1 protein-coding gene is annotated in these 24,782 nt (G+C 67.0%); it reads left to right on the forward strand.

Annotated elements, in window-relative coordinates:
* Positions 1–55: 55 nt before the first annotated feature.
* Positions 56–24,782: non-ribosomal peptide synthase/polyketide synthase (locus tag JZ791_RS36450; protein WP_438804593.1), on the forward strand; the 24,727-nt coding region annotated here is incomplete at its 3' end.

Below are 24,782 nucleotides of genomic sequence, written 5' to 3' on the forward strand. Positions count from 1 at the left end.
GACTGCGTTGGCGACTGATCGTGCTGCGACGTTGGTTTCGTTGCTGGACGCGACGGTGGACGGTCATGCCGATGAGGTGGCGTTGGTCGGTGCCGACGGCGATCGTGTTACCTATGGTGAGCTCGGCGCGCGGGTGAATCGCCTGGCGCGGCACTTGATTTCGTTGGGTGTGGGCCCGGAGTCGCGGGTGGCGTTGGCGTTGCGTCGTTCGGTGGATTTGGTGGTGGCGATGTATGCGGTCGCTACTGCGGGTGGTGCGTATGTGCCGGTGGATCCGGATCAGGCTGCTGAGCGTACGGATTACATTCTGGAAACGGCTGCGCCGATCTGTGTGCTGACCGATGCCGCGACGGGTTTCGAGACCACGATCGCTCCGGTTGTGCGAGTCGATGCGGCTGAGTCGGGCGATGATTCGCCGATCGTTGATAGTGAGCGATTGGGTGTGCTGCGTCCGAAGAACACGGTGTATGTGATTTTCACGTCGGGTTCGACGGGTCGTCCCAAGGGTGTGGCCGTTCCGCATGCGGCGATCGTGAACCAGTTGCTGTGGGAGACCGCCGAATTCGGTTTGGGCGTCGATGACGCGGTGTTGTTGAAGACCGCGGCGACGTTCGATTTGTCGGTGTGGGAGTTCTGGACTGCGGCGGTGTGCGGTGGTCGGCTGGTAATCGCTGCGCCCCAGGGGCATCAGGATCCGGAGTATCTCAACGCCTTGATCGCGCGTGAGTCTGTGACCACGCTGCACGCGGTGCCGTCGATGCTCGATGGGTTGTTGACGGTGTCGGAGGGGGTGCTGCCGGATTCGTTGCGGTGGGTGTTGGCGATCGGTGAGGCGTTGCCGGGTTCGGTGGCGCAGAGGTTCCGCCGGGACAATGTCGCGGATCTGTTCAATTTGTACGGCCCCACCGAGGCGGCCGTGTCGATCACCAGTCATGAGGTGACCGATGCCGATGTCACGTCGGTGTCGATTGGTGTGCCGGAGTGGAACAGTCGTGTCTATGTGCTGGATTCGCGTTTGCGTCCGGTGCCTGATGGTGTGGCGGGTGAGCTCTACCTCGCGGGTGCGCAGTTGGCGCGTGGGTATTTCGGTCGTGCGGATCTGACTGCGGATCGTTTTGTGGCGAATCCGTTCGGTAAGGGCCAGCGGATGTATCGCACTGGTGATCTGGTGGCGTGGAATTCCGAGGGTGAGCTGGATTATCGGGGTCGTTCGGATTTCCAGGTGAAGATTCGTGGTTTCCGTATCGAGTTGGGTGAGATCGAGGCGGCACTGCTGGCGCTGCCAGGGGTCGCCCAGGTCGCGGTGCTGGCTCGCTCGGATGCCAAGACGGGCGATCGTCTGGTCGCCTATCTGGTGGGTGCGGGTGTCGATCCCGATGTGGCGCAGGTGCGTTCGGAGCTGTCGGCCACTCTGCCCTCCTATATGGTTCCCGCGGCGTTCGTAACACTGGCCGCACTGCCGCTGAATGCCAATGGCAAGCTGGACCGTAAGGCGTTGCCGGAGCCGGAGTTCGAGGGGACGGTGTTCCGCGCGCCCTCGACTCCGGTCGAGCAGGTCGTGGCGAGTGTGTTCGCCGATGTGCTGGGTGTCGAGCGCGTCGGTGTCGATGATGACTTCTTCGCTCTGGGCGGCAACTCGCTGATCGCGACCCAGGTCGCCGCGCGACTGGGTGTGGCCCTGGACACCCGGGTCGCGGTGCGAACCCTGTTCGAGGCGTCGACGGTGGGCGGTTTGTCCGCGCGGGTGGGGCGGCATGCCGGTGAGGGTGGTCGTTCGGCGTTGACGGCACAGCCGCGGCCGGAGCGGATTCCGTTGTCGCTGGCTCAGCAGCGGATGTGGTTCCTGAACCGGTTCGACCAGCAGTCCGCGGCGTACAACGTGCCGGCGGCGGTGCGGTTGAGCGGCCTGCTGGATGCGGCGGCGCTGCGGGACGCGGTCGGCGACCTGGTGACCCGCCACGAGGTGCTACGGACGATCTACCCCGAGCACGAGGGCCTCGCCTACCAGCTTGTCCTGCCCGTCGCGCAGGCCATGCCGGATCTCACTCCGGTCCCTGTGCACCCGGATGCCGTTCGGGAGACCGTGCGCGAGCTGGCCGGCGCCGGGTTCGACGTGACTGCCGAAGTGCCGCTGCGGGTTCGGCTGCTGCAGATCGATAACGCCGAGTATGTGCTGATGTTCGTGGCCCATCACATCACCGCGGATGGCTGGTCGATGGGCCCGCTGACGCGCGACGTGATGCTGGCCTATGCGGCCCGCACCGCCGGGCAGAGTCCGGACTGGGCTCCGTTGCCGGTGCAGTATGCCGACTTCAGCCTGTGGCAGCGCCGGGTGCTGGGCTCGGAGGACGATCCGGACAGTGTGATCTCGGCGCAGGCGGCCTACTGGCGCACCGCGCTGGCCGATCTGCCCGACGAACTCAACCTGCCGCTCGACCGGCAGCGGCCGGCCGTGCCGTCGTATCACGGTGGGCGCGTGCGGTTCCCGATCGACACCGATCTGCACGCCGCGTTGCGGGAGATCGGCCGCGAGCAGAACACCACCCTGTTCATGGTGGTGCATGCCGCCCTGGCCGTGTTGCTGGCCCGGTTGTCGGGCACGCAGGACATCGCGATCGGAACTCCGATCGCGGGACGTGGCGAGGCCGAACTCGACGATCTCATCGGCATGTTCGTCAACACCCTGGTGCTGCGCACCGAGGTGGATGGGCAGCTGAGCTTCACCGAGTTGCTGGGCCGTGCGCGCGACACCGACCTGCAAGCATTCGCGCACGCGGACATTCCGTTCGAGCGGCTGGTGGAAATCCTGGCTCCGGAGCGGTCCACCGCGCGCAATCCGCTGTTCCAGGTGGCGTTGTCATTCGAGAACCTCGCGGCGGCCACGTTCGAGCTCCCCGGGCTGAGTGTCGGCGCGTTCGACATGGATTCCGGCATCGAGAAGTTCGATCTGTCGCTGACCGTCCGTGAGGCGAGTGACGGGTCCGGCATGGTGGCCGATTTCTCCTTCGCCCGTGACCTTTTCGACGACGACACGGTGGAGGTCTTCGCGCAGCGGTTCACCCGGTTGCTGCGTCGGATCGCGGAATCCCCACACGCACCGGTCGGTGATCTCGAGATCCTCGACGAGGTCGAGCGCACCGGGCTGCTCGCGCGGGTCGGTGCACCGGCCGTGGCCGCGCGGACTCTGCCGGAGTTGCTGGCGCAGGCCGTATCCCGGGATCCTCAGGCGATCGCCGTGGTCGAGGGCCGTCAGAGCGACTCGGCGACGACGGACGGCTCGTGGGGGAGAACTCTGTCCTACGCGGAGCTCGACGAGCGGTCGAACCGGTTGGCGCATGCGCTGATCGAGCGTGGCATCGGTACCGAAGACTTGGTGGCGGTCGCCGTACCGCGTTCGGCGGATTCGTATCTGGCCGAATGGGCGGTGACCAAGACGGGTGCGGCGTTCGTACCGGTCGATCCGACGTATCCGGCCGATCGGATCGCCCACATGGTGACCGATTCGGCCTCGGTGATCGGCCTGACCGTCGCGGCGGTGCGTGATCGGCTGCCGGATTCGGTGCAGTGGCTGGCCTTGGACGAGTTCGACCTCGAAGCATTCGAGGCCGTCGCGGTGACCGATGCGGATCGGGTGCGTCCGCTGCGTCCGGAGCATCCGGCATATGTCATCTACACCTCGGGTTCGACAGGCGTGCCCAAGGGCGTGGTCGTCCCGCATACAGGTCTGGCGAACTTCCACACCGAGCAGGTCGAGCGCTACGGGCTCGACTCCGCCACGCGCGCACTGCATGTCGCCTCGCCGAGCTTCGACGCCTCGATGCTCGAGTTCCTGCTCGCCATCGGCGGCGGCGGGCGTCTGGTAGTGGTGCCGTCGGGGGTCTACGGCGGCGAGGAGCTCGCCGCGCTCATCCGGTTCGAGGGCGCCACTCACGCCTTCATCACCCCGGCCGCGCTGGCGACCGTCGATCCGAGCGGACTGGACAGCCTGCGGGTACTGGTCGCCGGCGGCGAGGCGGTGCCGGCGGATCTGGTTGCCACGTGGGCGATTCCGCTGGCGGATGGCTCGGTGCGGGCGCTGCACAACGGGTACGGCCCGACCGAGACCATGATCATGACCAATATCAGCGATCCGCTGGCGCCGGGTGACACCGTCACCATCGGCGGTCCGATTCGCGGGATGCGGTCGCTGGTCCTGGATTCACGGTTGCGGCCGGTGCCCGTCGGTGTGGCGGGCGAGTTGTACCTGTCGGGTATCCAGCTGGCGCGCGGGTATTACGCGCGGCCGAGCCTGACCGCGGACCGGTTCGTGGCGAATCCGGTCGCGCCGGGCGAGCGGATGTACCGCACCGGCGACGTGGTCCGCTGGACTGCCGACGGTGAGGTCGAGTATGTGGGCCGCTCCGACTTCCAGGTGAAGGTGCGCGGTTTCCGCATCGAGCTGGGTGAGATCGACGCCGCCCTGGTATCGCACGCGAACGTCGGCTTCGCCGTCACGGTCGGGCACCGCAGCGCCGCGGGCGCGACGGTATTGGCGTCGTATGTCGTTGCGGTACAGGGTCATTCGATCGACATCGCGGAGCTGACCGAACACCTCGAGCGGCGCGTGCCGGCGTACATGGTGCCCTCGTCGATCATGGTGCTGGACAGCGTGCCGCTGACCCCGGTCGGCAAGCTGGACCGCCGTGCGCTTCCGGAGCCGGTGTTCGAGACCTCGGCGGAATTCCGCGCACCGCGCAGCCCGCTGGAGCAGACCATCGCCGAGGTCGTCGCCGAGGTCCTCGGCGTCGATCAGGTGGGCCTGGACGATTCGTTCTTCGCGCTGGGCGGCGACAGCATCATGTCGATTCAGCTGGTGTCGCGGGCGAAGGCGCGCGGGGTGCTGTTCACTCCGCGCGATGTGTTCGAGCAGCGGACGGTGGCTGGGCTGGCCCAGGTGGCCGGTGCGGCGGGCGAGGCCGAGCGGCCGGTGCTCGAGGAGTTGCCCGGCGGCGGCGTGGGCGAGATGCCACTGCTTCCGATCATGGCGCACTTCCTGTCGAGTGGTTCGTCGTATCAGCGGTTCTCGCAGTCGATGACGCTGCGCCTGCCCGCGAGCATCGATCGCGCGATGCTGGTCTCGACGATCGATGCGGTGTTCGATCATCACGACGTGCTGCGTAGCCGGTTGCGCGGCAGCGTCACCGACGGCTGGACATTCGAGGCCCTCGGGCCCGGCGCGGTCGATGCCGACGCGCTGATCCATCGCGTCGAGGTGGCCGCGGATATCGACGATGCCGCGCTGACCCGCCTGGGTACCGCGGAATACGATGCGGCGCTTGGTCGTCTGGATCCGGCGGCCGGTGTGATGGTGCAGTTCGTCTGGTTCGCGTTCGAGGCGTCCACCGCCGGTGAGCGGGCCGATGTGCTGCTGGTGGTCGCGCACCACTTCGTCGTCGATGGCGTGTCGTGGCGGATTCTGATTCCGGACTTCGCGATGGCGTGGTCGCAGGTCGCGGCGGGAGAGCCGGTGTCGTTGCCGGCCAACGGCACATCGATGCGGCGGTGGGCGCATGCGCTGACCGATGCGGCGGTGTCGCCGGAGCGTGTCGCGGAACTGTCGTTCTGGCAACATGTTTCGGCGGCTACTCCGGACCCGCTGCTCGGTGCGCGCGCCTTCGACCCCGCGGTGGACACCAACGCCACCGTGGAGCGGTTGACGGTGCGCGTCCCGGCCGACGTGACCGAAGCGGTGCTGACGACGATTCCGGGCCTGTATCACGGTGGGGCCAACGACGGTCTGCTGTCCGCGCTGGCCCTGGCGATCGCGCACTGGCGGGGAGATCAGGCGTCGACCGCGCTGATCCGGCTGGAGGGTCACGGTCGCGAGGAGTACGTCGTCCCGGGTGCGGATCTGTCGCGCACCGTGGGCTGGTTCACCACCGCCTATCCGGTGCGGCTGGATCTGGGCGGCTTGAACGGCACCGACCTCGGTGAGGCTTTCGCCGGTGGCCGGGCGCTGGGCGGGATCGTCAAGTCGGTGAAGGAGCAGTTGCTCGCGGTCCCCGACAAGGGGCTGGGCTACGGCCTGCTGCGCTATCTCGCTCCGGAGATCGCCGGGCAGCTCGTGGATGCCGGGCAGATCAGCTTCAATTATCTGGGCCGTGTCTCGGCCGGTAAGGCGACCGATCAGCTCGCCGGGCTGGATTGGGCGCCGGTCGACGATCTGGGCGAGCTGTCCGCGGGGATGGATGCGGATATGCCCGCCAACGCCACGATCGATATCAACGCGATCGTGACCGACGGTGACGCGGGTCCGGAACTGGGTGCCTCGTTCGCCTATCCGTCGGGCCTGCTGGAGCGCGCCCGGGTGCAGGAGTTCGCGGATCTGTGGGTGCGGGCGCTGACCGCGCTCGCACAGCACACCCGGCATTCGGACGCGGGCGGTCTCACTCCGTCGGATCTGCCGCTGCTGGCGGCCACCCAGTCCGATATCGAGGTCTGGGAGCGCACGAACCCGGGTCTGGTGGACGTGTGGCCGTTGTCGACGTTGCAGTCGGGCTTGCTGTTCCATGCGTTGCTGACCGAGTCCACGGTCGATGTGTACGTCATCCAGGCCGTGGTCAGCCTGACCGGTCCGGTGGACGGCGACCGGCTGCGGACCGCGGCGCAGCGGCTGCTCGAGCGGTATCCGAACCTGCGCACCGCGTTCGTCACCGATGCGAACGGACATTCGGTGCAGGTGGTGCTGGATCGGGTCGAGGTGCCGTGGCGCGAGGTGGATCTCACGGATGTGCCCGCCGAGGGGCGTGATGCGGAACTGCGGCGGTTGATCGCGGCGGATCGCGCGCGGCACATCGATCTCGCGGCGCCGCCGCTGCTGCGGTACACGCTGTACCGGATCGCCGAGGACCGGTGGCAGTTGGTGATCACGACGCATCACATCCTGCTCGACGGCTGGTCCATGCCGCTGCTGATGCGGGATCTGCTGGTGCTGTACGCGGTTCGCGGTGATACCGGTGCGCTGCCGAGTGCGGCGTCGTACCGGAATTACCTGATCTGGCTGGCCGGTCGTGACCAGGAGGCGTCGCTGCGCACCTGGCAGCGGGCGTTGGCCGGTATCGAGGAGCCGACGCAACTGGCGGCGCGCACGACGCCGGCCGGTGCCGAGACCTTCGAGATCGGCAAACGGATCACCGAGATCGATGCCGAGCGTACGCAGCAGATCAAGCGGTACTGTGCCGAGCTGGGCATTACCGTCAACACGCTGATCCAGGCCGCCTGGGGTGTGCTGCTGGGCCGGATGACCGGTCGTGACGATGTGGTGTTCGGCGCCACCGTGTCCGGCCGCCCGGCCGAACTGCCGGGTGTCGAGTCGATGGTCGGCCTGTTCATCAACACCCTGCCCGTGCGGGTGCGGGTGGACGATCACGTCACGGTGCGGGAGTTGCTCACGGGCCTGCAGGGCGAGCAGGCCGGACTGCTCGATCACCACTATGTGGGGCTGACCGACATCCAGCGGGTCGCGCCCGCGGCGGTGAAGTTCGATTCGCTGGTGGTGTTCGAGTCGTATCCGGTGGACACCGAAGCGATCGCGGCGACCAGTTCCATCGACGGGATGTCGGTGACGGATGCGGGCATCAACGATGACACCCACTATCCGATGACTCTGCTGGTGACCGCGGAGCCGGTGATCGTGCTGACCCTCAAGCATCTGCTCAGCCGCTTCAGCGCTGATCAGGTGGGCGAGTTGTCGGCGCGGCTGGTGCGGATCCTGGACGTGCTGTCGGGCGGGCCGGAGCGCCGTGTCGGCGATATCGATCTGCTCGGCAAGGCCGAGCGGGATCGAATCCTGCTGGACTGGAACGCCACCGAATTTCCGCTCGACGCGGCGCTGCCGAGGGTTTCCGACGATGCCGCGGAGACGCTGGTGTCGCTGTTCGAGGCCCAGGTAGCCCAGACTCCGGACGCGACCGCCCTCAGCTACGAGGGGACGAGTCTGTCCTATGCCGAGTTCGCGGTCCGGGTGCGCCGGCTCGCCCGCTGGTTGATCGAGCAGGGAGTGGGCCCGGAATCACGGGTGGCCATCGGGATGCGGCGCTCGATCGACCTGGTGGTCGGTCTGTACGCCGTGACCGCGGCCGGTGGCGCGTACGTGCCGCTGGATCCCGATCATCCGGTCGAGCGCATCGAATACGTCCTGGGCACCGCCGAGGCGGTCTGCGTGCTGACCACCGCCCGGGATGCGTGGGACGTGCCACCCGGTCAGGTGTCGGTCGAGATCGACCGGCTCGACCTTTCGGGCTTCTCCGACGAGCCGTTGACCGATTCGGACCGGCTTGCCCCGCTGCGGCCGGAGAACTCCGCGTATGTGATCTTCACGTCGGGTTCGACGGGCCGCCCGAAGGGTGTGGCGGTATCGCATGCCGCGATCGTGAATCGCCTGGTGTGGATGCATGCCCAGTATGGTCTGGCCGGGGACGACGTGGTGTTGCAGAAGACGCCGTCGACGTTCGATGTGTCGGTGTGGGAGTTCTTCTGGCCGTTGCAGATCGGTGCGCGTCTGGTGGTCGCCAGGCCCGATGGGCACAGGGATCCTGCGTATCTGGTCGATGTGATCGCGGCCGAGGGTGTCACGGTGGTGCACTTCGTGCCTTCGATGCTGGCGGTGTTCGTCGCCGCGCTCGAGACGGACGTGGCCGGGGCGTCCGAGGTGTCGCTGCGTCATGTGTTCGCCTCGGGTGAGGGGCTGCCGGCGCAGGTCGCGCAGCAGTTGCGGGCATTGACCGGCGCGCGTCTGCACAACCTGTACGGTCCGACCGAGGCGGCGGTCGACGTCACCTATCACGAGGTGATCGACGCCGATGTGAATTCGGTGCCGATCGGTGCGCCGGTGTTCAACACTCGGGTGTATGTGCTGGATTCACGGTTGCGGCCGGTTCCGGTGGGTGTCGCGGGTGAATTGTATTTGGCGGGTGTGCAGTTGGCCCGCGGATATGTCGCGCGCGCCGATCTGTCCGCGGATCGGTTCGTGGCCAGTCCGTTCGGTGATGGTGAACGGCTGTATCGCACCGGTGATCTGGTGGTCTGGACGGCCGGTGGTGAGCTGGAGTATCTGGGCCGCACCGACTTCCAGGTGAAGTTGCGCGGTCTGCGGATCGAGCTGGGTGAGATCGAATCCGCGCTGCTGGCCGTCGAGGCGGTCGCGCAGGCGGTCGTGGTGATGCGCGAGGATCGCCGGCTGGGCGATCAGTTGGTGGCGTACGTGGTGGCGGCTCCGGGTGTGGAGTTCGCCGTCGACGCGGTGCGGGATGAACTTGCGCGGCGCGTACCGGAATATATGGTGCCTGCGGCGTTCGTGGTGCTCGAGGAGTTCCCGCTCAATGCGTCGGGCAAGCTGGATCGGCGGGCGTTGCCCGATCCGGTGTTCGAGGCGAAGGTCTTCCGGGCCCCGGCTACTCCGGTCGAGCGGGCGGTTGCCGATACCTATGCCGAGGTGCTGGGCGCCGAGGGCGTCGGTTTGGATGACGACTTTTTCGCCCTGGGTGGCAATTCGCTGATCGCGACCCAGGTGGCGGCGCGGTTGGGGAGCGTGCTGGGCGCACATGTCCCCGTGCGGCTGCTGTTCGACACGCCGACCGTGGAGAGTCTGGCGGCGCGGCTGGCGGAGCATGTGGGTACTGCGGCCGATCGGCCCGCGTTGACGGCGGTGGCGCGTTCGGAGCAGATGCCATTGTCGTTGGCGCAGCAGCGAATGTGGTTCCTCAACCAGTTCGACACCGCCTCGGCGACGTATCACATGCCTGCCGTGCTGCGGTTGACCGGCGACCTGGATGTGGACGCGCTGCAGGCCGCGGTCGGGGACCTGGTCGATCGTCATGAGGTGCTGCGCACGGTCTACCCGGAGCGCGACGGTTTCGCGTATCAGCTGATTCTGACTGCCGCGCAGGCTGTTCCGGACCTGACTCCGATTTCCGTGCGGCCGGATATGGTGCGGGACGCCGTCACCGAACTGGTGATCGCCGGGTTCGATGTGCGTGCCGAGGTGCCGTTGCGAGTCCGGTTGCTGCGGGTCGAGACCGGCGGTGCGGCTGCCGAGCACGTGTTGGTGGTGGTGGCGCACCATATCGCGGCCGACGGCTGGTCGATGGGTCCGCTGACGCGGGATCTGATGACTTCGTACGCGGCCCGCGCGGCGGGACTGGCGCCGGACTGGGCGCCGCTGCCGGTTCAGTACGCGGACTTCAGTGTGTGGCAGCGTGCGGTTCTGGGGTCGGAGGACGATCCGGAGTCGTTGATCGCCAAGCAGATCGGTTATTGGCGCGCCGCGCTGGATGGTCTGCCCGATACGCTGGATTTGCCGACCGATCGGCCGCGGCCGATGGTGGCCTCGGGGCACGGCGCGAAGTACGACTTCGAGATCGATGCCGAAACCCAGTCCCGGTTGGGCGATCTCGGCCAATCGCACGGCGCCACCCTGTTCATGGTCGTCCATGCGGTGCTGGCGGTGTTGCTCGCGCGGTTGAGCGGTGAGCCCGACATCGCGATCGGCACACCGGTGGCGGGTCGCGGTGAGCGCGAACTCGACGATCTGATCGGCATGTTCGTCGGCACCCTGGTGTTGCGGACCCGGGTCGACGGCGCTCTCACCTTCGGCGAGCTGCTGGAGTCGGTGCGCGGCGGTGACATCGCGGCGTTCGGTCACGCGGATGTGCCGTTCGAGCGCCTGGTGGAGGTGCTGAATCCGGAGCGTTCGCAGGCGCGGCATCCGCTGTTCCAGGTGATGCTGTCGTTGCAGAACATGGGCCGGACCAGCTTGGAGTTGCCGGGCCTGGCCATCAGTGGCATGGAGTTGCCTACTGCGGAGGCCAAGTTCGATCTGCAACTCGAGCTCACCGAGCAGGTGATCCCGGCCGAGGGCGCCGGTGACGGTCCTGCGGTTCCGGCCGGTATCTCCGCCTATTTCGTCTATGCCACAGATCTTTTCGATGTCACCACTATCGAGCGGTTCGCCGGCCTGTTCGTTCGGCTGTTGGAGGCCGTGACGCTCACTCCGGATCGTCCGATCGGTGACATCCCGTTGCTGGATGCGCAGGAGGCGGCCGAGCAGCTGTACGGCGGGAATGGCGTCGAGCACTTGCTGGAGCCGTCGTTGACGATGGTCGACTTCATCGTGGCTCAGGTGCGTGCTACTCCGGATGCGGTTGCGGTGGTGGATTGTTCGGCCGAGGATGTCGAGTCGGGTTCGGCTGAGGCTGTGTCGGTGACCTATGCGGAATTCGGGTCTCGTGTGCAGCGTTTGGCGCGCCGGTTGATCGAGGCCGGTGTGGGTCCGGACGTGCGGGTCGCGGTGGGGATGCGGCGTTCACTGGATTTGGTTGTCGCCGTTTACGCGGTGTTGCAGGCCGGTGGTGCGTACGTGCCGCTGGATCCTGATCAGCCGGATGAGCGCAATGCGTATGTGCTCGAGACGGCTGCGCCGGCGTGCGTGCTGACTACGTCGCGTGATGGTTTCGCGCCCGAGGGTGTGCCGGTTCTGGTTGTCGATGAGTTGGATTTGTCCGGGTATTCGGATGTTCCGGTTACCGATGCCGATCGTGTGGCGGCGTTGCATCCGTCTCATTTGGCGTATGTGTTGTTCACTTCGGGCTCCACCGGTCGTCCGAAGGGTGTCGCGGTTACTCATGCCGCGTTGGTGAATCAGATCGCGTGGATCACTGATGAGTTCGGGATCGGCCCGAAGGACGCGGTGCCGCAGAAGACGCCGTCGACGTTCGACGTGTCGGTGTGGGAGTTGTTCGGGCCCTTGTCTGTTGGTGCGCAGCTGGTCGTTATCGCGCCGGGTGGTCATCGTGATCCGCTTTATCTGTCGAAGGTCATCGATCGGTACGGCATCACGGTGATTTCGTTCGTGCCGTCGATGCTTTCGGCGTTCACGAGCAGTGCTGTGCCGCAGGAATGCGGGTCGCTTCGCGCGGTTCTCGCCGGTGGTGAGGCGCTGTCGGCGGATGTGGTGGCCGCGTTCCGGAAGTTCAGCGCGACGACGGTGCACAATCTGTACGGTCCTACGGAATTCACGTTGACCAGTACGGGGTGGTTGGTTCCCGAGGTTATCCCGGCCGAGGTGCCGATCGGTTCGCCGGTGTGGAATTCGCAGGCGTACGTGCTGGATTCGCGGTTGCATCCGGTGCCGTCGGGTGTCGCGGGTGAGTTGTATCTGGCGGGTGTGCAGCTGGCGCGCGGCTATTTCGGCCGCCCCACGATCACCGCGGATCGTTTCGTGGCGAATCCGTTCGGTGGTGGCGAGCGTATGTATCGCACCGGGGATCTGGTGCGGCGCACCGAGGACGGTGCGATGGTGTATTTGGGTCGTACCGATTTCCAGGTGAAGTTGCGTGGTCTGCGGATCGAGCTCGGTGAGATCGAGCATGCGTTGCGTGAGCATCCCGCGGTGGCGGAGGCGGTCGCGCTGGTGCGCACAGGGGCCGGCGCCGGTGAGCGGCTCGTCGCCTATGTGGTGCCGGGCGCCGGTGAGGCCATCCAGGACACGGCGGAGTTCGACCGCGCGTTGCGGGCGCACCTCGATGCGATGTTGCCGTCCTATATGGTGCCGTCGGCGGTTGTGGTGCTGGAGGCCATGCCGCTGAGTGCGAGCGGCAAGCTGGATCGGCGCGCGCTGCCCGAACCGGTGCTGGCGGCGCGGGAGTTCCGTGCTCCGGTCGGCGAGGCCGAGTCCGTCATCGCCGAGGTCTTCGCCGAATTGCTCGGCGTCGACCAGGTGGGAGTGGACGATTCGTTCTTCGCCCTGGGCGGAGACTCGATCTTGTCGATTCAGCTGGTGTCGCGCGCCAAGGCGCGTGGTGTGGTGTTCAGTCCGCGCGACGTGTTCGAACGCAGAACGGTCGCGAGCCTGGCGGACGCCGCCGAAACCGGTGACGCATCGGGTGATTCGAGGCCGGTGCTGCCCGAGCTGCTGCCCGGCGGTGGCGTCGGCGCCATGCCGTTGACGCCGATCGTGCGGATGATGGTCGAGCGACCGGGTTCGTTCGCGCGCTTCAACCAGACGATGGTTCTGGAACTTCCGGCCGGCATCGACCGCGCCGGCATCGCGGCGACCCTCGGCGCGGTCGTCGACCGCCATGACATGTTGCGGGCAAGCCTGCGCCGGCACGACGGCGACTGGATCCTCGAAACTGCCGCGCGGGGCGCCGTCGATATCGATGCCCTGATCGATCGGGTCGAATTCGACGCCGACATCGACGATGCGGCACTGCTCGAGAGTGCTTCGGCCGCATTGGATTCCGCTCTGAGTGAGCTGAATCCGGAAGCGGGCGTGGTGATCCGGTTCGTATGGCTCGAGCCGACCTCGGCGCAGCGTTCCGGGCGCCTGATCGTCGTCGCTCACCACCTGGTCATCGATGGTGTGTCCTGGCGCATTCTGGTGCCGGACTTCATGGCGGCGTGGGCACAGCAGTCGGCGGGCAGGACGCCGGAGCTGCCGGCGCCGGGCACGAGCATGCGCACCTGGGCGCACGCGTTGGAGCGGCGGGCAGGCGAACGCGGCGCCGAACTCGACTGGTGGCGTTCGGTGGTCGAGGGCCCCGATCCGCTGCTGACCGAGCGGGCGCTCGATCCCACGGTCGAGGTCTACCGTGTGGGCGAGCACTACAACGTTCAGGTGTCCGAGGACGCCACCCGATCCCTGCTGACCACCGTGCCGGCGTTGTTCCACGGCGGCGCCAACGACGGCCTGCTGACGGCCTTGGTCCTGGCGATGGCGAAGTGGCGCGCGAGCCGCGTGCCGGATGCCGACCCGGACTCGGTGCTCATCCGGATGGAAGGCCATGGGCGCGAAGAGGACGTCGTGCCCGGTGCGGACCTGTCGCGGACCGTCGGCTGGTTCACCGCGGTCTTCCCGGTGCGTTTCGACCTATCCGGCATCGATATCGATGCCGCGCTGACCGGTGGTCCGGCGATGGGCCGTGCCATCAAGGCGATCAAGGAGCAGTTGCTCGCGGTTCCGGACAAGGGACTTGGCTATGGGATGCTGCGCTACCTGGATCCAGGCAGTGCGGCACAGCTGCCGGAACAGCTGCCCGGCCAGGTGAGCTTCAACTACCTGGGTCGTGTGTCCGAGAGCGCGGTACCCGAGGCGATGCGCAGCCTCGGATGGATCCCGGCGTCCGGCTTCGGTGATCTGGGCGGTGGTTACGACCCCGATATGCCGCTGATGGCCACGCTGGACATCAACGCCGTCGTGGTCGGCGACCAGCTCAGTGCCGATATCGGTTATCCGGCAACACTTCTCGATGAGGAATCGGTCGCCGAATTCGCTCGCTCATGGGTCGAGGCCGTGGAAGCGATCGCGCTGCACGCCGAGTCGGCCGAGGCGGGCGGGCATACCCCGTCGGACTTCCCGCTGGTCCGGGTCGCGCAGCGCGATATCGACGGCTGGGAGCAACGTTTCCCGGCGCTGAGCGAGGCATGGCCGCTGTCGCCGTTGCAGGCGGGTCTCGCGTTCCACGCGCAGCTGGCCGTGGCGTCGGTGGACGTGTACACCGCGCAGGCGGTGCTCACCCTGACCGGGCGCATGGACGCATCCCGGTTGCATTCGGCCGCACAAGCTCTCATTGATCGCTACGAGAATCTGCGGACCGTGTTCGTCACCGATGCCGAGGGGCATCCGGTGCAGCTGGTGCTCCGCGACGTTCAGGTGTCGTGGACCGAGATCGATTGCCGCGCCACCGGCGACGCGAGCGACCCCATCAATGACGACCGGATGCGCCGGTTCGACCTGGCAGAGCCGCACCTCATCCGGTTCACCCTGATCCAGGTGGCGGATGACAGCTGGCGGCTGGCGGTGTCCAACCACCACATCCTGCTCGACGGCTGGTCGATGCCACTGCTGATGCAGGATCTGCTGGTGTTGTACGCCACGCACGGCGAGACCGGCGCGCTGGCCCCCGTGCGGTCCTACCGGCATTTCCTGGAATGGTCCGTGCGGCAAGATCACGCGGCCTCGCTGGCGGCGTGGACTACGGCGCTGAGGGATGTTTCGGAGCCGACTCTGCTGACGCGGTACGACTCCGGACACGAAATCAGCACGTTGTCGGGCGAATACCTGTTCGAACTGGACGAGGCGGCCACCAGAGGACTCACCGAGCTGGCCGCGACGCTGGGTGTCACCACGTATACGGTGCTGCAGGCGGCCTGGGGAATCCTGCTGGGCCGCTTGACCGGTCGCGATGACGTACTGTTCGGCACCACCGTGTCGGGTCGGCCGCCGCAGCTGCCCGGCGTCGAGTCCATGGTGGGTCTGTTCATCAACACCGTGCCGGTGCGCGTGCGTTTCGAGGAATCCGAATCGGCGCGGGATCTGCTGGCGCGTCTTCAGGGTGAGCAGGCGGACCTGCTGGACCACCACTATGTCGGCCTGTCGGAGATCCAGTCCGCCGCCGGTATCGGTGGGTTGTTCGACACGCTGGTGGTGTACGAGTCGTTCCCGGTCGATGCCGAGGGAATCGCGAAGCAGGCCGCGGATATCGACGGTATGGAGCTCACCGCTCTGGAAGCCACCGACTCGACCCACTACCCGCTGACGCTGATCGCGCGCCTCGACGCGCGCCTGCGTTTCCGCGCGAGTTATCTGCGAGACCTGATCGATGAGGACACGGTGCGCGGCATCGCGGACCGTCTGGTGCGGGTGCTTACCGCGATCACGGCCGACTCCAGCAGCGCGGTCGGCGGTATCGATCTGCTCGAGTCGGGTGAGCGCGAACTGATCGTCTCGGAATGGAACGCCACCGATTTCGATATCGCCGGCGCGCTCGAAGAATCCGCGGCGCCGAACGCGACCCTCGTCGCATTGTTCGAGGCGCAGGCGGCACGCACGCCCGACGCGCCCGCGGTGACCTTCGAGGGGACCACTGTGTCCTACGCCGAGTTCGCCGCGCGGGTCCACCAGCTGGCACGCTGGCTGATCGAGCGCGGTGTCGGACCGGAGTCGCTGGTGGCCCTGGGCATGCGGCGCTCCATCGACCTGGTGGTCGGCATGTACGCGGTGTCCGTCGCCGGCGCCGCCTACGTGCCGCTGGATCCGGAGCATCCGGCCGAGCGCACGCAATACATTCTCGAGACCGCGGATCCGGTGTGTGTGCTCACCTCCGGAACCGATCTGGACGCCGATACCGCGCAGGCGCGCATCGATCTGCTGGAGTTGTCGGGGTACTCGATCGAGCCGCTGTCCGATGCCGACCGGCGGGCGCCGCTGCGGCCGGAGAACTCCGCGTATGTGATCTTCACGTCGGGGTCGACGGGCCGCCCGAAGGGTGTGGCGGTGTCGCATGCCGCGATCGTGAATCGCCTGGTGTGGATGCAGTCGGAGTACGGTCTGGCCGAGGACGACGTGGTGTTGCAGAAGACGCCCTCGACGTTCGATGTGTCGGTGTGGGAATTCTTCTGGCCGTTGCAGATCGGTGCGCGTCTGGTGATCGCCAGGCCGGACGGCCACAGGGATCCGGCGTATCTGGCGGAATTGATCGCCGAGCAGAGGGTGAGCGTTGCTCACTTCGTGCCGTCGATGTTGACGGTTTTCGTGGCCGAGCCCGCTGTGTCGGGGTGTGGCTCGTTGCGGATGGTGTTCGCCTCGGGTGAGGCGTTGGCGCCCGGGCCTGCGCATCGTCTGCGGGAGTTGACCGGTACGGAGTTGTACAACCTGTACGGCCCGACCGAGGCGGCGGTGGACGTCACCCATCATCGGGTGGTCTATGCCGATGTCGATTCGGTGGCGATCGGTCGTCCGGTCTTCAATACTCGTGTATACGTGCTGGATTCACGGTTGCGGCTGGTTCCGGCGGGTGTCGCGGGTGAGTTGTATCTGGCGGGCGATCAGTTGGCGCGCGGGTACGTCGCGCGCACCGATTTGACGGCGGACCGCTTCGTGGCCAGCCCGTTCGGTGATGGCGAGCGGCTGTATCGCACCGGTGATCTGGTGGTCTGGACGGCCGGTGGTGAGCTGGAGTATTTGGGCCGCACCGACTTCCAGGTGAAGCTGCGTGGTCAGCGGTTGGAGCTGGGGGAGATCGAGGCGGCGCTGACCGCGCTGGAGGAGGTCTCCCAGGCCGTGGTCGTGGTCCGTGGAGACCAGCGTGCCGGTGCTCAGCTTGTGGGTTATGTTGTTGCGGGGCAGGGTCTTCCGATCGATGTGGATCTCGTCCGCGAGGAGCTCGGGCGGCGGCTTCCGGCCTATATGGTGCCCTCGATCGTGATGGTGCTCGAGGCGTTGCCGCTCAATGCCTCGGGCAAACTCGATCGCCGGGCGTTGCCGGTGCCGGTGTTCGAGGCCGCGGTCTTCCGCGCGCCCGGTTCGCCGGTGGAGGAGATCGTCGCCGGCGTCTTCGCCGAGGTACTGGGTGCGGATCGGGTTGGTCTGGATGATGACTTCTTCGCGCTGGGCGGTAATTCGCTGATCGCCACCCAGGTGGCGGCACGGTTGTCCGTGGCATTGGACAAGCGGGTGGGCGTGCGCGAGATCTTCGAGGCGTCCACCGTCGTCGCGCTGGCCGCGCGGGCCGAGTCGTCGGCGCGCTCCATCGCGCGCAAGCCACTGGTGCCACAGCCGCGTCCGGAGCGTATTCCGTTGTCGCTGGCACAGCGGCGGATGTGGTTCCTCAACCGGTTCGATCCCGAATCCGCGGTGGACAATATTCCGGTCGTGGTCCGGCTGTCCGGCCTGCTCGACAGGCAGGCGCTGCACATCGCGGTCGCCGACGTGCTGGCACGGCACGAGTCCCTGCGCACCCGCTACCCCGAGGCCGAGTACGATTCCCACGATCCCGCCCTGGCCGCATACCAGGACATTCTGCCGACCAGCCAGGTCATTCCGGATCTGACGCCGATCGAGATCAGCGAAGCCGAACTGCCGCTGCGGCTTTCGGAGTTGGTACTGACCGGATTCGACGTGACCGCCGCAGTGCCGGTTCGGATCCGCCTGTTCGAGGTCAGTCCGACCGAGCATGTGCTCGCATTGGTGCTGCATCACATCTCCGGTGACGGCTTCTCCATGGGCCCGTTCGCCCGCGACGTGATGATCGCCTACGCGGCACGCGTCGAGGGGGACGAGCCGGCGTGGCTGCCGCTGAAGGTGCAGTACGCCGACTACGCGCTCTGGCAGCGTGATGTGCTCGGAGCCGAAGATGATTCGGAATCGGTTATCGCCCAGCAGATTTCATACTGGGTGCAGAGGCTGCAGGGTTTGCCGGAGCAGCTGGACCTGCCCGCCGATCGGCCGCGTCCGGCGGTGGCTTCGGGCCGCGGCGCGGTCCACGACCTGGTGATCGACGCCAAGACCCGGTCTCGGCTCGCCGACCTCGCCCGCGCGCACGGCACGACCATGTTCATGGTCGTGCACGCGGCGCTGGCGGTCTTGCTGGCGCGCCTGAGCGGTGAGAGCGACATCGCCATCGGAACCCCGGTGGCCGGTCGTGGCGAACGCGAGCTCGACAGCGTGATCGGCATGTTCGTCAATACTCTCGTGCTGCGGGCCCGGGTCGAGGTGGCAGAGAGCTTCAGCGATCTGCTGCAGTCGGTCCGGGCCGGTGATATCGCGGCCTTCGATAACGCGGATCTGCCGTTCGAGCGGCTGGTCGAGATCCTGAACCCGGCTCGTTCGCAGGCGCGGCATCCGCTGTTCCAGGTCATGTTGTCGTTGCAGAACACCGGTCTGAGCGAGCTGAAACTGCCCGGCCTGTCCGTCAGCGGCGTGGAGCTGCCGAACGAGACGGCCAAGTTCGACCTGCAACTCGAGCTCGCCGAGGGTATGCCGACGGGCGGTGATTCGGACGTCTCGACGGACATCAGTGCCCGATTCATCTACGCGACCGATCTTTTCGATGCCGGTACGGTCGCGCAGCTCGCGAACCGTTTCGTCCGGCTGCTGAAAGCCGTTGTGGCGACGCCGGATCGGCCGCTCGGCGATATTCCGCTGCTGGATGCGCGGGAGGTCGCCCAGGAGCTGCGCGGTTGGAACGACACCGTGCGCGATACGGATGTGCCGGAATCGCTCATGTCGCAGTTCGTCGCCCAGGCGCAGGCCACTCCCGATGCGATCGCGATCGTCGACCGCGAGTCGGACCGGGTCCTGACCTACGCCGAATTCGGTGGCGCGGTCCATCGGCTGGCCCGCTGCCTGATCGACGCCGGCGTTGGTCCGGAATCCCTGGTGGCCCTGGGTATGCGGCGCTCGGTGGACCTGGTGATCGCGATGTACGCGGTGCTCGAGGCCGGTGGCGCGTATGTACCGTTGGACCTGGATCAGCCGGCCGAGCGCATCGCCTACGTTCTGGATACCGCGGCGCCTGTCTGCGTCCTCACCACCGCGCGTGACGATTTCCGGGCAGCCGGTCACGACCGGGTGCTGCGCGTCGACGAGCTCGACCTGTCGGATTACGCGGATTCCCCGCTGAGTCCCGACGAGTGTCGCGCACCGCTGCGGCCGGAGCATCTCGCCTATGTGATCTTCACTTCGGGTTCGACCGGTCGCCCGAAGGGCGTGGCGGTGTCGCATGCGGGTGTGGTCAACCAGATCCTATGGATCACCGGTGAATACGGCATCGGCGCCGATGATGTCGTGCTGTTCAAGACACCGGCGACCTTCGATGTGTCGGTGTGGGAGTTGTTCGGTCCGTTGGTGACCGGCGGGCGGATGGTGATCGCCAGTCCGGACGGGCACCGGGATCCGCGGTATCTGGCCGAGGTGATGGCGGCCGAGCGGGTCACCATGACGTCGTTCGTGCCGTCGATGCTGCGGGTGTTCGCCGATGGCGCCGACGGTTCGGCGCTCGGTGCGTTGCGTGTGCTGCTGATCGCGGGTGAGGCGCTGGCGCCGGATACGGTCGCGGCGTTCGGCCGTCTCGGCGTGCCCGCCGAGCTGCACAACCTGTACGGTCCGACCGAGTTCACGGTGCACGCCCTGAGCGCACCGGTGGCCGCGGACGTGGATGTCGCGGTGCCGATCGGTTCGCCGGTGTCGAATTCTCAGGCCTACGTGCTGGATTCGCGTCTGCATCCGGTGCCGGTGGGTGTCGCGGGTGAGTTGTACCTGGCGGGAGTGCAGCTGGCTCGCGGCTATATGCGGCGTCCCGATTTGAGTTCCGACCGGTTTGTGGCTAATCCTTTCGGGGGCAGCGGTTCTCGCATGTACCGGACGGGTGACCTGGTGCGGCGCGCGGCCGGCGGTGCGATCGTGTATCTGGGCCGCACCGACTTCCAGGTGAAGTTGCGTGGTCTGCGCATCGAACTCGGCGAGATCGAATCCGCGCTCACCGCATACGATTCCGTCGCGCAGGCGGTTGTCGTGGTGCATTCCGACGAGCGCACCGGCGATCGGCTCGTCGCCTATGTGGTGCCGCGCGGCGGCGGCGATGTCGATTTCGACGCGGTGCGCGCCCACCTGACAGCGCATCTGCCGTCGTACATGGTGCCGTCCACATTCGTGGTGCTGGAGGAGTTGCCGCTGAGCGCGAACGGCAAGCTGGATCGTCGCGCGTTGCCGGAACCGGTGCTGGCGGCTCGTGAATTCCGCGCACCGTCCACTCCGCCGGAGGAGATCGTCGCCGGCGTCTTCGCCGATACCCTCGGCGTGGACCGGGTGGGCCTGGACGACGATTTCTTCGCCCTGGGCGGCAACTCGCTGATCGCCACCCAGGTGGCCGCGCGGCTGTCGGCCGCCCTCGACACCGATCTGCGGGTTCGGGAGATCTTCGAGGCGCCCACGGTGGCCGCGCTGGCCGCGCGCGCCGAGTCGGCAACCGGTCGCGGCGCCCGTAAAGCCCTTGTGCCGCAGCCACGTCCGGAACGGATCCCGCTCTCGCTGGCACAGCGGCGGATGTGGTTCCTGAACCGCTTCAATCCCGGGTCCGCGGTCGACAACATACCGGTCGCGGTCCGGCTGTCCGGTCTGCTGGACGCGCCGGCGCTGCAACTCGCGGTGGCCGACGTGCTGGCGCGGCACGAGTCCTTGCGTACCCGCTACCCCGAGGCCGCGTACGAGTCGCCCGAGCAGGGCCTGCTCGCGTACCAGGAGATCATGCCGGTCGGCCGGTCGATCCCGGATCTGACACCGATCGAGGTCACCGAGGCGGAGCTGCCGGTGCGGCTTTCGGAGCTGCTGCTCACCGGCTTCGAGGTGACCACCGAGGTGCCGCTGCGAGCCGGACTGTTCGAGATCAGCCCGACCGAACATGTGCTGGCGGTGGTGGTGCACCACATCTCCGCGGACGGTTTCTCCATGGGACCGTTCGCCCGCGACGTGATGACGGCCTACAGCGCCCGCGTCGAGGGCCAGGCTCCGGCCTGGCAGCCGCTGGAGGTGCAGTACGCCGATTACGCGCTGTGGCAACGTGATGTGCTCGGTTCCGAAGACGATTCGGAATCGCTGATCTCCCAGCAGGTCTCGTTCTGGACCGAGGCGCTGCGCGGGGTGCCCGAACAACTCGACCTGCCGTCCGATCGTGTGCGGCCCGCCGTGGCCTCCGGGCGCGGTGCGGTGCACGTCTTCGATATCGACGCCGAAATCCAGGCCGATCTGGCCGAATTCGCGCGCAGCCGGGGCGGGACGCTGTTCATGGTGGTGCATGCCGTGCTGGCCGCGCTGCTGTCGCGGTTGAGCGGCGAATCCGACATCGCCATCGGCACCCCGGTCGCCGGGCGTGGCGAGCAGGCTCTGGACGACCTGATCGGCATGTTCGTCAACACCCTGGTACTGCGCACCGAGGTCGACGGCGGCGCCACCTTCAGCGATCTGCTGCAGGCGGTTCGTGCGGTCGACATCGCGGCCTTCGGGAACGCCGACCTGCCCTTCGAGCGGCTGGTCGAAATCCTCAACCCGCAGCGCTCGCAGGCACGCAATCCGCTGTTCCAGGTGATGTTGTCGCTGCAGAACACCCGGCAGGTCAGCGTGGAACTGCCCGGATTGACCGTGGATGGGCTCGAATTGCCCATCGAGACGGCGAAATTCGATCTGGAGGTGGAGCTCGCCGAGCGGATGCGGGCGCCGGAACCGGACGGCGCCGGTGTGGGCGCCGCGGTGCCGGCGGGGATCGTCGCCAAGATCACCTATGCCACCGATCTGTTCGACGCCGCCACCATCGAGAGGTTCGGACGCTGGTTCGTGCGGTTGCTGCGGGCCGTCACCGCGGTGCCGGATCGGCCGATCGGTGACCTGTCGCTGCTGGACGATTCGGAGCTGGCGCTGGAGTCGCGCGGCTGGAATGGCGTCGAGCACCCGCTGAAGCCGTCGTCGACGGTGGTCGACTCCGTCGTCGCTCAGGTGCGTGCCACTCCGGATGCGGTTGCGGTGGTGGATTGTTCGGCCGAGGATGTCGAGTCGGGTTCGGCCCGGGCGACATCGGTGACGTATGCGGAATTCGGGTCTCGTGTGCAGCGTTTGGCGCGCCGACTGATCGAGGCCGGCGTGGGTCCGGATGTGCGGGTCGCGGTGGGGATGCGGCGTTCACTGGATCTGCTGGTCGCGGTTCATGCGGTGTTGCAGGCCGGCGGTACGTATGTACCGGTGGATCCGGAACAGCCGGACGAGCGCAATGCCTATGTGCTCGAGACCGCGGCGCCGGCCTGTGCGCTGACGACCTCGCGTGACGGTTTCGCGCCCGAGGGTGTGCCGGTTCTGGTTGTCGATGAGTTGGATTTGTCCGGGTATTCGGATGTTCCGGTTACCGATGCCGATCGTGTGGCGGCGTTGCATCCGTCTCATTTGGCGTATGTGTTGTTCACTTCGGGCTCCACTGGTCGTCCGAAGGGCGTGGCGATCTCTCATGCCGCGCTGGTGAATCAGATCGTCTGGGTCACCAGTGAGCTTGGGGTCGGCTCGCAGGACGTGGTGCCGCAGAAGACGCCGCTGACGTTCGACGTGTCGGTGTGGGAGATGTTCGGGCCCTTGTCCGTCGGTGCGCAGCTGGTCGTTATCGCGCCGGGTGGTCATCGTGATCCGGTTTACCTGTCGAAGGTCATCGACCGGTACGGGATCACCGTGATCGAGTTCGTGCCGCCGATGCTTTCGGCGTTCACGAGCAGTGCGTCGGCACAGGAATGCCGGTCGTTGCGGGCGGTTCTGGTTGGTGGTGAGGCGCTGTCGGCGGATGTGGTGGCCGCGTTCCGGGAGTTCAGCACTGCTGCTCTGTACAACTTGTATGGTCCTACGGAATTCACGGTGACCGGCACGGGTTGTGTGGTGCCGCAGGTCGTCTCGGCCGAGGTGTCGATCGGTTCGCCGGTGTGGAATTCGCAGGCGTACGTGCTGGATTCGCGGTTGCATCCGGTGCCGTCGGGTGTGCCGGGTGAGTTGTATCTGGCGGGTGTGCAGTTGGCCCAGGGCTATGTGGGCCGGGCCGATTTGACGGCGGATCGTTTCGTGGCGAATCCGTTCGGTGGTGGCGAGCGTATGTATCGCACCGGGGATCTGGTGCGGCGCACTGAAGATGGTGCGATGGTGTATTTGGGTCGTACCGATTTCCAGGTGAAGTTGCGTGGTCTGCGGATCGAGCTCGGTGAGATCGAGCATGCGTTGCGTGAGCATCCCGCGGTGGCGGAGGCGGTCACGCTGGTGCGCTCGGACGACCGGATCGGCGACCGGCTGATCGGCTACGTGGTGCCCTCCGGCGAGGGCGTCGAGGTCGATGCGTTGCGTGAGCACCTGGCGGCCCGGCTGCCGTCCTATATGGTGCCGTCGGCGCTCATGGTGCTGGCCGAGCTTCCGCTGAGCCCGAACGGCAAGCTCGAACGTCGCGCACTGCCCGAGCCCGTCTTCGAGGCGCGGGAATTCCGGGCGCCGTCGACCCCGATCGAGGAGATCGTCGCGGCGACGTTCGCCGAGGTGCTCGGCCTCGGCGCCGGGGTACAGGTGGGCCTCGACGACGACTTCTTCGACCTCGGTGGCAACTCGCTGATCGCCACCCAGATAGTGGCCCGCCTCGGCGCCGCCCTGGACATGCGCGTTCCGGTGCGTCTGCTGTTCGAGGCATCGACGGTCGAGATGTTGGCCGTGCGGGTGGCGGGTCTGTCGGGCGACGACGACCGCCGTGCACTCGTGGCCGGGCCGCGTCCGGAGCGGATTCCGTTGTCGCCGGCCCAGCAGCGGATGTGGTTCCTGAACCGGTTCGATACCCAGTCGGCCGCCTACAACGTGCCGGGCGCAGTGCGGCTGACCGGAGCCATCGATGTGCCCGCCTTGCAGGCCGCGGTGGGGGATCTGGTGGCTCGTCACGAGATCCTGCGCACGATCTACCCGCAGACCGCCGTCCCCGGTTCCGCGCATTCGACGCTGGAGCCCGAGCAGGTGATTCTGCCGGTGGAGCAGGGGGTCGCGAATCTGGAACTGGAGCTGCGGACGATTGCCGCGGATCAGGTCGCGGCCGCCGTCGTGGAGTTGGTGTCGACGAGCTTCGATGTCACCCGTGAGGTGCCGCTGCGGCTGGCGCTGTTCGAGATCGCCGGCGGCGACTCGGCCACCAAGGAATACGTGCTGGTGGTGGTGGTGCACCACATTTCCGGTGATGGTTCGTCGATGAATCCGTTGACGCGGGATCTGATGACTTCGTACGCGGCCCGAACTGCGGGACAGGCTCCGGACTGGGCGCCGTTGGCGGTGCAGTATGCGGATTACAGTATCTGGCAGCGTGAGGTGCTGGGGTCGGAGGATGATCCGGAGTCGTTGTCGGCTAGGCAGGTTGCTTACTGGCGGGAGCAGTTGGCGGGTTTGCCGGATCAGCTGGATTTGCCGGCAGATCGGCCGC

The sequence above is a fragment of the Nocardia alni genome (assembly GCF_019038435.1).
Classification (GTDB): Bacteria; Actinomycetota; Actinomycetes; order Mycobacteriales; family Mycobacteriaceae; genus Nocardia; species Nocardia alni.